The sequence below is a fragment of the Clostridium bowmanii genome (assembly GCF_018861315.1).
In the GTDB taxonomy this organism is placed as follows: Bacteria; Bacillota; Clostridia; order Clostridiales; family Clostridiaceae; genus Clostridium_AD; species Clostridium_AD bowmanii.
On sequence record NZ_JAHLDL010000026.1, the window covers coordinates 17,307 to 30,097 of the forward strand.

Here is a 12,791-nt window from a genome sequence, read left to right on the forward strand (position 1 = left end):
TCCCACCCGTTGTTTCTAAAAATGAATACATATAGCCTTCTATATATTTACATATTTATATTTTAATAGTTTACTATTCCTGCAAAATCTTCTGCTTTAAGACTAGCTCCACCGATTAATCCACCATCTATATCCGATTTACCCATTTGTTCGCTTATAGTTGATGGCTTAACTGAACCACCATATTGAATTCTAAGTTTTTCTGAAACATCTGATCCAAACATAGCGGAAACAGTCTTTCTTATAAATCCAATTGTTTCATTAGCTTCATCTGCAGTTGCAGTTTTGCCTGTACCTATAGCCCATATTGGTTCATAAGCTATAACTAATTTTTCCACTTGTGCTTTTGTAAGTCCTTGCATGCCTAATTTTATTTGATTATCTAAAACTTTTTCTGTAATATTCGATTCTCTTTGTTCAAGAGTTTCTCCCATACATAGTATAGGTAAAATATTATGATCATAAGCAGCTTTAAGCTTCTTATTAACAGTTTCATCTGTCTCATTGAAATACTGTCTTCTCTCACTATGACCAATTATAACATAATCAATCCCTATATCTTTTAACATGCTTGGTGAAACTTCACCTGTAAACGCACCCTTTTCTTCATAATGCATGTTTTGTGCTCCTACTTTTATATTTGATCCCTTAACTCCTTTTATTACTGCATCTAAACATAAAAATGTAGGGCAAACTACAACTTCACATTGTGCATCTTTAACTAATGGCTTTATTTTCTCGATTAAATTTACTGCTTCAGCTACCGTTATATTCATTTTCCAATTTCCTGCAATTATACCTTTTCTCATAAAAAAAAACCCTCCTAATATTACTTTGTGATAAATTTCAACCGTCAATTGTTATCTTCCTCATATGTTTCAAAAAAACATTGTTTGGAAGATAACAACTAATATTTATTAGTAAATTGACAACAAACAATTTCATTCAACTATTTGTCTGTAAGAGCTTCAATTCCTGGTAACAACTTACCCTCTAAAAATTCAAGTGATGCTCCACCACCTGTAGATATGTGAGTCATTTTATCTCCGAATCCTAATTGGTTAACTGCTGCTGCACTATCTCCACCACCTATTACGGTAGTTCCATCCACGTCTGACATTGCTTTCGCAACTGCTATAGTTCCCTTTGCAAAATTTGCAAATTCGAATACTCCCATTGGTCCGTTCCAAATTATAGTTTTACCTATACTTATAGCTGCACTATACATAGCTGCAGTCTTAGGTCCAATATCAAGTCCCATATATCCATCTGGAATATTTTGATTTTCAGTAACTACAGGTTCTGCATCAGCTGAAAATTTATCTGCTACAATATGATCCACTGGTAATAAGAATTTAACTCCTTTAGCCTGTGCTCTTTGCATCATATCCTTAGCATATTCTACCTTATCTTCTTCAACTAGTGAACTTCCAATAGAATAACCACCAGCTTTTAAGAATGTATAAGCCATTCCTCCACCTATTATAAGTGTGTCTACTTTTTCAAGTAAATTAGCAATAACATCTATTTTGTCTGTTACCTTAGCTCCACCTAAAATTGCAACAAAAGGTCTAACTGGATTTTCTACTGCTTCTCCTAGGAATTTTAATTCCTTTTGAATTAAATATCCACATACAGAAGTCTCAAGGAACTGTGTAACTCCAACTGTAGAGCAATGAGCTCTATGAGCTGTTCCAAAGGCATCATTTACAAATATGTCTGCAAGAGATGCTAATTCTTTTGAAAAGTTCTCACTGTTTTTAGTTTCTTCTTTTCTATACCTTGTATTTTCTAATAGAATAATATCTCCGTTTTGCATTTCTGATACGGCTAATCTTACTTTATCACTAACTACGTTTGGATCCGCTGCAAAAACTACTACTTCCCCCAGCATCTCACTTAATTTCTTAGCAACAGGTGCCAGTGACAGTTCAGGTTTTGCTTCTCCACTTGGTTTTCCAAGATGTGAGCATAAAATAACCTTTGCTCCTTTTTTAACCAAATAATTTATTGTTGGCATTGCACCAGAAAGCCTATTTGTATCTGTAATTTCTCCATCTTTTAATGGTACGTTAAAATCACATCTTACTAAAACTTTTTTACCTTTAACCTCAATATCTTCTACGGTTTTTTTATTAAATTTCATACACATTCTCCTCCCATATTGTTTATTATACAAAACTCTTTTAACTTGTAGTAATTGTACTAAAATCAATTACAACTAGCGCCAAATTTTAGCGTGTTATACTTATATCTTAAAAATTGTATTAATAAAAAGGCTTGATTTCATAGATTAACTATAAAACCAAACCTTAATATTATGCACACTGCATGCCTACAGTTAGCTTACAGTTAGTTTATAGTTTTATTGTAAACTTATTTTTATAATTTGTCTGCAACAAATTTAGTTAAGTCTGCGAGTCTATTTGAATATCCTGCTTCATTATCATACCAAGAAACGACTTTAACCATGTTTCCTTCGATAACCATTGTTGACATTGCATCAACTATTGAAGATCTTTCGTCACCTTTGAAATCAATTGAAACTAGTGGTTCTTCGCAGAATCCAAGAATTCCCTTCATTTCATTTTCAGATGCTTTTTTGAATGCTGCATTTACTTCTTCTACAGTAACATCTCTAGAAACTTCACATACTAAATCTGTACATGAAACTGTTGGAGTTGGAACTCTTAAAGAGAAACCATTTAATTTTCCTTTTAATTGTGGTAAAACGAGTGCTACTGCTTTAGCAGCTCCTGTTGTAGTTGGAATCATTGATAGTGTAGCAGCTCTTGCACGTCTCATATCACTATGTGGAGCATCTAATAATCTTTGATCTCCAGTGTATGAATGAATTGTAGTCATTAAACCTTTAACTATTGTAAATTCTGCATCTAAAATTTTAGCAAATGGTGCTAAACAGTTTGTTGTACAAGATGCATTTGATATTATGTTATGTTTTTTAGCATCATATTTTTCTTCGTTAACTCCCATAACTATTGTTATATCTTCATTTTTAGCTGGTGCAGATATAAGAACTTTTTTAACTGATCCACCTAAATGAGCATTTGCTTTAGTAGCATCTGTAAAGAATCCTGTAGATTCTAGTATTATTTCTGCTCCGAGTGAATTCCAATCTATATTCTTTGGTTCTCTTTCTGCAAATATTTTAATTTCTTTTCCGTTAACAACTATTGAATTTTCTTTAGCTTCAACAGTTCCGTTAAATTTTCCGTAAAGTGAATCATATTTTAAAAGATGAGCAAGTGTTGCAGCATCTGTTAAATCATTGATTCCTACTACTTCTAATTCTGATGAATAATTTTTAACTAGTGCATTAAATACATTTCTTCCTATTCTTCCAAATCCATTAATTCCTACTTTTATCATTTTGACAAAACCTCCTAAATTTTTAAAACTAATTATATGTAAATACATAATCCTTCTTTTAATAAAAGCATTATATAGTTTACTCTTTTTTCTCTATAATATTTACAATTTCTTTTGCAGCTGCTTCATCAATTATTAAAACAGTGCTTGAACGGTTAATTTCGGTAGCTATGATAGCCCTAGCTTTATTTTTTCCAGCTGCTACTGCAATTAATGTTTTAATATTTATAACATCTTCATTTTTCACCCCAATAGTAGGTGTAGAATGAACTATTTTTCCGGATTCATTGTAGTAATGACCAAAAGTCTCTCCTACCGCACCAAGGCTCTGTAAGTTCTTTATCTCATCATCAGTTAGTCCTCTTTTCTTAGCCATATCACTGGCGATACCTATTCCATAAATAAGAACTTCTGCTCTTCTAATTTTATCGATTATATTTTTTATCTCTTTTTCATTTAATATAGTTTCCAAAGCCACATCACTTAAATTATCAGGTGCATGAAGTAATTCATAATCTCCACCAATTTTCTCTGCAAGTCTAGAAACTAAGGTATTAGCTTGAATATCTACATTTCTCGCCATACCACCTCTAGCAGGAAGTATTAAAATATTATTATATTTTTTGCTTCTAGGAAAACCTTCTACAACCTCTTTAACTGTTGATCCACCTGTTAGCGCTATTATACTATTATCTTTAATAATATCCATAGCATAACTCGCAGCTATCTTACCAAGTTCTTTAAGTACGCTTTTATCTATGTCAACATCTCCAGGAACAACTATTACTTGCTGAAGCTTCAAATGTTTCTCAATAGACTTCTCAATTTTTGATAACCCTTTAATTTCATGAATATATTCTTTTAATCTATTCACGATTTCTTCTCCATCATTTGTTATAAACATACCTGATGCATTTACCTCAATTAAATTCTGAGATTTCAAGAAATTTATTTCATTTCTTACTATTCTCTCACTTATGCACATATCATTTGCTAGTATTCTTCGTCCTATAGGCCCATTATAATATATTATCCTTAGTATATCATATCTCTTTTGGAGAAGTTCAATTAACTCAGGCACTATCTTTTGTTGTAATTTCAATATATTCTGCACTTGAACACCTCTCTGGACTTCTAAAGTCCCAGCATATATTTTTTGCTCCCACTAACATTATAGATTAAATACTAACATTTTTAAAGTTAGTATTTGAGAAATATTGTTAACATTTTGTTAACAGCAAGATTTAAAGTAATAATAACCTTAAAACCTTTTTCGTTTACTTGAACTTTTAATTTGTAGGTCTTCTCTATATTTTGCTACAGTTCTTCTAGAAATATTCATCCCTTCGATATTTAATCGGTTACAAATAATTTGGTCAGACAGTGGCTTCTTTTGCTCTTCATTATCTACCATTTCTTTGATAGCTTTTTTAATATTAATTGTAGATATATCCTCTCCACCTACAACTGAAGCAATGCCGTTAGTAAATAAATCTTTTATTTTAATGACTTTCCCATTATTCACACTAACATATTTTTCTCTAATTGCACGGCTTATAGTAGATTCATGCATTTCTAAGTTAATAGCAATCTTTTTAAGTGTCATTGGTTTTAAATATTGGGGGCCATTATCAAAATATTCTCTTTGAACTACCAAAATATCTTCTAAAACTCTATACACAGTATTCTTTCTTTGTTCAATACTTCTAATAAGAAACATGGCACTATTAATTTTTTCTTTTACATATTCTACTGCTTCTTCGTCTTTTCCATTATTAATGATTTCCTTATACAATGAATTTATATTCAATTTTGGAAGTACATCTTCATTCATGGAAATAAAATATTGATTTTGAATTTTATTAATATAAGCATCTGGAACTATAAATTTAACAGTCTCCCCAGTAAAAAATCCTCTTGATGGCTTAGGCTCTAAATTCTTTATTATATCTACATATCTTTGAACCTCAGAAATTGTAAGTTTTAATTCTTTAGCTATTACATTATATTTATTTTCTGCTAATACTTCTAAATATTCATCAATGATTTTATAGATGTTATCATCATCTAGTGCAAGATTATATAATTGAATCTTTAAGCATTCTTTTAAATCTCTAGCACCAATTCCTTCTGGATCTAAAGATTGAAGAATTTTAAGTGCAGTTTCAGCTTTTTCACTAGATATTGTAAGTTCCTTACATATATCAGGTAATTCTACAGATAGATACCCTTTAGCATCTATACACTCTACCATGTATTTGCATACCTCTAGAATTTCATGGTTTTCAGTTAATTCACCTATTTGCTCCACAAGATAATCTTTAAGGGATTTTTCCTGAGCAATATAATAAAAAGGAGAAACTTCTTCGTTTTCAGCTTTCACAGCATAATTCTTTACTTTAAAATCATCCTTCTCCAGGTATTTAATTATTTCTTTATAATCCTTTGCATCATTGTTGTTATTTTTAGAATTATGTAGATCTTTTTCCTCTAGTACCGGATTCTCTTGCATCTCTTTACTTACATATTGCCCTAGCTCATATGCGGACATTTGAAGGAGTTTAACAGACATCTGCATCTCTTGCGTCATTATTAATTTTTGTTCTTGGATTAAATTCAACCCAAAATTAATGTTCATTTTCCCTATCACCTCATCTTGTCAATTATAAATATTATAACATAGCCTAAGATATAAATATAGATTGTGAATTAATGCAAAGAAGAAAGTATATATTACGCGTATTGCAATACGATTAATGCAGTCACTTTGCTAAGAACTACTAATTTTATTTTTAATTAATCTGCTAAAAAATATAAACTCGCTTTCGCTCAAACATATATTTTTCTTAACGCATCTCAATTAAAAATAAAATAAGAAGTTCTAAAGCTCGCTTCAATGCATTATACGTAATATATACTTTCTTTACCGTGTAAAGACGAATTCTACCTATGGTTGAGTACAAATGTTAGCCACAGCCACTTCCGCAAGCTGTTTCCTATATAATAAAAAAAACCTCAGCGAAAACTGAGGTTTTTTTTAAAATATTATCTTGATCCTTTATCATACGGCTTACCACTAGCTATAGGTCCAGTTGTTTTTCCAACAAATCCTGCAAGTGCCAGCATAGTGAGTACATATGGAATAACCGTGTATACTTCCGAAGGTAAATTCCAACTAAGTCCTTGCGCGAAAATATTAAATGCAGAACCAAAAGCAAATAATATACTAGCGCCAAAGGCTCCAAAAGGCTTCCAATTACCAAAAATAACAGCAGCTAAGGCAATAAATCCACGTCCTGCAACCATTCCTTCTCTGTAAAGTGGAGTTATCCCAAGAGATAATGCAGCTCCACCAAGACCTGCAAGCATCCCTGATAAAATAACACATAAATATCTTATTTTATATACATTTATCCCTAGTGTATCAGCAGCCTTTGGATGTTCTCCTACAGCTCTAATTCGGAGTCCTAAAGGTGTTTTATATAGTATATAGTGTGATACAAATACTAAAATAATAGCTATAATAACAAACCAGTTTAGCCCAGATATAAACGGTCCTACCAGCGGTATATTTTTAATCCAATCTGGTATGTTATAGGAAAGTCCTTTTACTATATCCGTTTGACCACCCTTACCATTAAACAACTTAAATATTAAGAAGCTAGCAAGTGCCGTAGAAAAAAGGTTTATGGCTGTACCTGAAATTACTTGATCCGCACGCAAATGTATACTGAGCACTGCATGTATTAACCCTAGTACTCCTCCAGCTGCAACACCGAAAAATATACCAACTACTGGGTTTCCAGTAACATAGCTTCCGTATACTCCAAAGAAAGCACCTATTACCATCATACCTTCGAGTCCTATATTAACTACACCTGATTTTTCAGAAAATATGCCGCCTAGTGCTGCAAAAATTAGAGGCGTTGCTATTCTTAAAGTCTGTGTTAACAAATTTATTAAAATAACACTACTCATTTGTAATCGCCTCCTTCTTTTTCTTTTCAGAGAAGTATTTAACAATATAATCTGTAGCTACAAATATAATAATTATAGCTTGGATTAAATAAACTATGTCTTTTGGTATTCCATTTAATTGAAGAGTTCTAGCGCTACTATTTAAAGTTCCAAATAACAGTGCTGAAGCTATACATCCAATAGGATTACTCTTGGCAAGTAGTGCAACTGCAATGCCATCAAACCCGTAAGTGGGAAGTACCATAAAATCTTTTACATTATGAAGAACACCTGCAACCTGGGTTGCTCCACCAATTCCTGCTATTGCACCAGAAAGCACCATAGCTAGAATAGTGTTTTTTGCTACATTAATTCCACCATATTCTGCAGCATGTGGATTTATGCCAACTGCTCTTATTTCATAGCCAATAGTAGTTTTCCACAATAACCAGAATATAAATATAGCTACTGCTATAGCAAGGAATATACTAATATTAGCTGCACTACCAGACACAAACCTATGAAGTTGTGCACTGTCTTGTATAGTTTCAGTACTTGCCTTACCAGCCACACCAAAACTAGTTCTTAATATAAGAAAATTAGCCAGAGCCATAGATATATAATTCATCATTATTGTATTAATAACTTCATGAGTACCTACTTTGGCCTTTAAATATCCTGGGATTGCTCCCCATAATCCCCCGGCAACAAGGCCTGAAAAAATCATTAAAATCGTATGAACTATAGGATTTAGTCCTGGCAACGTTCCTACAAAAGCCGCTGCGAGCATTCCAAGTATAAATTGGCCAGCAACACCAATGTTAAATAATCCACATTTAAATGCTACTGCATTTGCAACTCCTGTAAATATTAACGGAGTAACTTCTGAAATAGTAACAAATGTTACTCTTTCATTACCAAACCCACCCTTATATATAAGTCCAAATAAATCACCCAGAGCTGAAAAATACTGTAATATAGAATATCCTTTTGCCCACATTACAAATAATACTGCAACAAACATGGAAACTATTATAGACAATAGTGGAAATGCAATTGTTCTAATGGGTTTTTTAACAATATCAACAAATTTACTGTTCTTATTTTGAACTTTATTCATTATCTTTAACTCCTTCCGGCGCTACCGCAAGAGTACCACCAGCCATAAGTATACCAAGTTTTTTCTCTGTGGCATCTTCTCTATCTAGTATATCTACTATTTTCCCGTCATACATTACAGCTATTCTATCTGATAATGCAAGAATTTCATCAAGTTCTAAAGATACTAAAAGTACTGCCTTACCCTTATCACGTTCCATAACTAATCTTTTGTGAATATATTCAATTGCTCCAACGTCAAGACCTCTTGTAGGCTGTGCTGCTATTAGTAATTCTGGATCTTTAGAAATTTCTCTGGCAGCTATAAGCTTTTGTTGATTACCACCTGATAGTGACTGCGCATTTACATCAGCATTTGGTGTTCTAACATCAAATTCGCGAATAAGCTCATCACAATGTTTTCTAATTTCACCGTAATTCATAACTATACCACTACTAAAAGGTTGATTCCTATGAATTCCAAGCACTGAGTTTTCAAATAGAGAATAATCTAATATAAGTCCTCTCTTTTGTCTATCCTCTGGTATATGGCCGACACCTGAGGAGGTAATAGCTCTTGGTGACTTACCATATATACTTTTACCGTTAAGTGTAACACTTCCACTCTTAGGCTTTCTAAGCCCTGTTAGAACCTCTATAAATTCAGATTGGCCATTACCATCCACACCAGCTATACCAAGAATTTCTCCACCGTATACTGTCAAGTTTAAATTATCTACCGCTGGTAATTTTCTTTGATCATTGGCACAAAGATTTTCAATTTTTAATATTTCTCCTTTAATCACAGCAGGCAGCTTGTCTACAGTTAAGTTAACTTTTCTACCCACCATAAGTTCGGCTAATTCATCTATACTTGTTTCTTTAGTTTTTACTGTACCAGTTACTTTTCCTCGCCTTATTATAGTAACTCTATCGCTCATACTCATAACTTCTTTTAATTTATGAGTTATAAGTATTACTGATTTTCCTTCTTTTTCAAGATTTCTAATTATAGTCCCCAATTCCTCAATTTCTTGAGGTGTTAAAACTGCTGTAGGCTCATCTAGTATTAAAATTTCAGCGCCTCTATACAGTGCCTTCAATATTTCTACCCTTTGCTGCTGCCCTACAGAAATATCTTCTATAACAGCATTTGGATCTATAGCAAAACCATATTTTTCTGAAATCTCTTTAACATCTTTGATTGCCTTGATCATATCAATTTTAAGACCTTTTTTAGGTTCAATACCTAACACTATATTTTGTGTAACTGTGAAATTATGTACAAGCATAAAATGCTGATGAACCATTCCTATGCCAAGTTTTATAGCATCATTGGGAGTAGATATGTTCACTAGGTTACCGCTTACATAAACTTCTCCTTTTTCTTGTTTATATAACCCATAAAGGATATTCATAAGAGTTGTTTTCCCTGCACCATTTTCGCCAAGAAGAACGTGTGTTTCTCCTCTTAATAGCTCAAAATCTACATTGTCATTGGCAATGGTTCCTGGAAAAACCTTGGTTATACCTTTCATTTCGATTACTTTTTCCATTTGCTTTCCTCCTTAAAAAGATTAATCAGCACCTATGCAGCTTCCATCACCTGTAGAGGTTCAACTAAGATTATTCTTAGAAAGAGCTAGATGTAAAACATCTAGCTCTTATTTAATAAAATAAATCAATAACCAATAAATTAAAAATTATTTTACTTTAAAATCCATTGCTCCTTTTCTATCTGCTGGAACAACTATTTCTCCAGCTATAACTTTATCTTGATATGTTTTAACTAAAGTTAAAATATCTGCAGGTACGTTTTTACTAGATGTTTCAGCTATACCTACACCTTCTTCTTTTAAACCAAGATTAATAGTTGTATTACCTTTAAATTCGTTTTTAACTTGAGCTTTTGATTCATTATAAGTTGCAGTATCAACTCTTTTTATCATACTTGAAAGTATAACATCAGCATATTCTGGAACTGTTAGTGATTGATCCATATCTACACCTATAGCCCAAACTGCTTTTCCACTATCTTTTAATTCTTTAGCTGCTTTGAATAAACCAATACCAACACCGCCTGCTGCATGATAAACTACATCGCAACCACCTTGATATAATGATTTAGCTAGTTCATATCCTTTTGCTGAATCATCGAAACTATCTGCATATTTTACAGTTGTTCCTGGAGTCTTTCCATCTGCACTTAATAGACCTTTAGCAGCTTCTGGATTAACTGATTTAACACCAGCTGCAAAACCAGCTTCAAATTTATTTATTAAAGCAAAATCTTTTCCACCAATAAATCCAATTTTATTAGTTTTAGTCATTTTACCAGCAATTACTCCCATTAAGAAAGAACCTTCTTGCTCTTTAAACATAATTGATACTACGTTAGGTAATTTAACCTCTGAATCTATGATTGCAAAATTTTTGTCAGTATGGTTTTTAGCAACCTCTGTCATCGCATCTGCCATTTGGAATCCAATAGCAAATGTTAAATTTGAACCATTTTCTATTAATGCTTCTAAATTAGCTGTATAATCTTCTTTCTTTTTAGATTCAATAGCATTGTATGTGAATCCATCTTCACCTTTAGCTTTATTAACTCCCTCATTTGCTGATTGATTAAATGACTTATCATTTAATCCACCTTCATCAGTAGAAAGCCCAATAGTCATAGGTGCTTTAGCCGCCTCTGTTGTTTTTGCTGTTGTTGTTTTTGTTTCTTCTACCTTCTTTGTTCCACAACCCACAAATAATGTTGCAACTACAGCTACAACTGTAAGTATTGCAACTACCTTTTTCTTGTTCATAATAATTCCCTCCCCATAAGTAATTAATTGATAAAACCATTCTGTCGTTCAACATATTAGTATTCTATAAAAATTAAAAAAATCCTTTTAAAATAAAAAATTCTTTTATTTTTACATACATGTTAACGGTTACTTAATTGTCAAATAACATTCCTATATAATTTATATGCTAGATATATTTTATATAGGATACAATTTAGATTATATATGAATTTTTTATTAATAGCAACTAATTTTGTGTATAATAATGGATTATATTTTCCTCATGCTTTTTTTATAAAATAAAAGCGAAACTCTCATTAAACTATTTATGAGAGTTTCGCTTTTGATTTAAGTATATCTTAATTCATAAATTCAGCTTTTTTAAGAATTTCAATAGCCTTGTCTGATTCATCTTCTGGAACTAAAACTACTGGTCCAGTACATCCCATTCCACTTTCTGAATATACATCTTGTTTCCATAAACATTTACATGCATCTTCCAGTTCAAGAATGTCTATTCCAAGAATAGGAAATGTAACAACTCTTTTCTTTGGAATTTTTACTTCTTCCTGCGTATCTGATTTTTCTACCTTTTTAATAACCTTGTTTATAGCTTCTGCAAGTCCCGCCTTATTAGCACTAACAAATTCAGCTCTTGCAATGTCCAAAACATTGTTTTCTGCACAACTTGCACAATATTTTAGTGCTTCCGCTATGAGTGGTGCGCCGGAAGACCTTGAAACTATATTTACAAGTTTATCGTAATTTGATCCAATACCAGGACCATATCCAGCACCAATCGTCTCGTAGTTACCACCAGTTGTGAAAGAAGCGAAAGTTTTAACTAAAAGATTACCAGTTAATGAATCACAAACCATAATATCTGGTGTTCCTGCAAGAAGGTCATTCCCTCTCATAACTGCTCCACCGTCTGCTCTTAAAGAGTCTGCAAATGTAAACTCATATCCATTACTTTGTACTTCTTTTAATATTCTTTCAACTTGTCTTGCTCCATCCAAATTAAGTATCCCAACAGTTGGGTTTTTGATACCTATAGCTTTAGCTGTAGCAATACCGGAAATTGCATTAAGTACCATACCTTCCACTCTGTTGGTAGATGTAGTTCCAGTAGTGGTAGCCAGTATCATATCAGTACCCTTTCCTGGTGTTACTATCTTTCCAACTGTAGATACTCCTATTGGAAAATCAAAATGTTGAGTTACACATCCGTTTAAATTACCACATTCTAATAACTCAGTCATCTTTTTATGACCTTCCTCTGCAGTGTCCACTTCTATAATTTCAAAGTCAGACTCTACCTTTGGTCCAATTAAAACAATATCAAAATCATTAAATTTATTTTTAGCTATTTCTGCAGCTTTAACCATTTCTTCTACACCATGTTCTGATCCCAATGTAGTTAATCCTATTCTAACATTGTTTTTAAATTTTCCATTTTGTATACCGCTGGCTATATCACTAAATACTTCAGCAATCATTTTTTTAACTCCATTCTCACTCATACCTACACCCCTTTTCTAAGCGACG

General features: G+C 32.4%; 10 protein-coding genes. All 10 read right to left on the bottom strand.

All coding sequences use genetic code 11. From position 1 onward, the window contains the following. Positions 1 to 62: 62 nt before the first annotated feature. Entirely contained in the window at positions 63 to 809 is a 747-nt protein-coding gene (tpiA, locus tag KPL51_RS16250; RefSeq protein WP_216163642.1) for a triose-phosphate isomerase, read from the bottom strand. 140 nt (positions 810 to 949) lie between these two features. Further along, complete coding sequence (locus KPL51_RS16255) at positions 950 to 2,146, bottom strand: phosphoglycerate kinase (protein ID WP_216163644.1); 1,197 nt, start codon at positions 2,144 to 2,146, stop codon at positions 950 to 952. Between the two features lie 236 nt (positions 2,147 to 2,382). Beyond that, positions 2,383 to 3,390 (bottom strand): type I glyceraldehyde-3-phosphate dehydrogenase, encoded by a 1,008-nt coding sequence (gap, locus tag KPL51_RS16260; protein WP_216163646.1) that lies wholly within the window; start codon positions 3,388 to 3,390, stop codon positions 2,383 to 2,385. A 79-nt stretch (positions 3,391 to 3,469) separates the two neighbouring features. Continuing rightward, a complete protein-coding gene (locus KPL51_RS16265) occupies positions 3,470 to 4,504 on the bottom strand; it encodes a sugar-binding transcriptional regulator (RefSeq protein ID WP_216163648.1) in 1,035 nt (344 codons plus the stop codon). 147 nt (positions 4,505 to 4,651) lie between these two features. Continuing rightward, complete coding sequence (rpoN, locus tag KPL51_RS16270) at positions 4,652 to 6,022, bottom strand: RNA polymerase factor sigma-54 (protein ID WP_216163748.1); 1,371 nt, start codon at positions 6,020 to 6,022, stop codon at positions 4,652 to 4,654. 413 nt (positions 6,023 to 6,435) lie between these two features. Further along, on the bottom strand, positions 6,436 to 7,368 hold the full coding sequence (locus KPL51_RS16275; RefSeq protein WP_216163650.1) for an ABC transporter permease: 933 nt from the start codon (positions 7,366 to 7,368) through the stop codon (positions 6,436 to 6,438). Continuing rightward, positions 7,361 to 8,467, bottom strand: coding sequence for an ABC transporter permease (locus tag KPL51_RS16280; protein WP_216163652.1), 1,107 nt, complete (start codon positions 8,465 to 8,467; stop codon positions 7,361 to 7,363). The genes KPL51_RS16275 and KPL51_RS16280 overlap by 8 nt, the downstream gene beginning before the upstream one ends. Continuing rightward, positions 8,460 to 10,001, bottom strand: a complete 1,542-nt coding sequence (locus KPL51_RS16285) for an ABC transporter ATP-binding protein (RefSeq protein WP_216163654.1) — start codon at positions 9,999 to 10,001, stop codon at positions 8,460 to 8,462. Before KPL51_RS16285 ends, KPL51_RS16280 begins: the two co-directional genes overlap by 8 nt. 147 nt (positions 10,002 to 10,148) lie before the next feature. Further along, positions 10,149 to 11,261, bottom strand: a complete 1,113-nt coding sequence (locus KPL51_RS16290) for a BMP family lipoprotein (protein WP_216163656.1) — start codon at positions 11,259 to 11,261, stop codon at positions 10,149 to 10,151. 341 nt (positions 11,262 to 11,602) lie between these two features. Then, the gene (gene grdD, locus KPL51_RS16295) at positions 11,603 to 12,766 is read right to left on the bottom strand and encodes a glycine/sarcosine/betaine reductase complex component C subunit alpha (protein WP_216163658.1); all 1,164 of its coding nucleotides are present in this window, start codon (positions 12,764 to 12,766) and stop codon (positions 11,603 to 11,605) included. Positions 12,767 to 12,791: the final 25 nt, after the last annotated feature.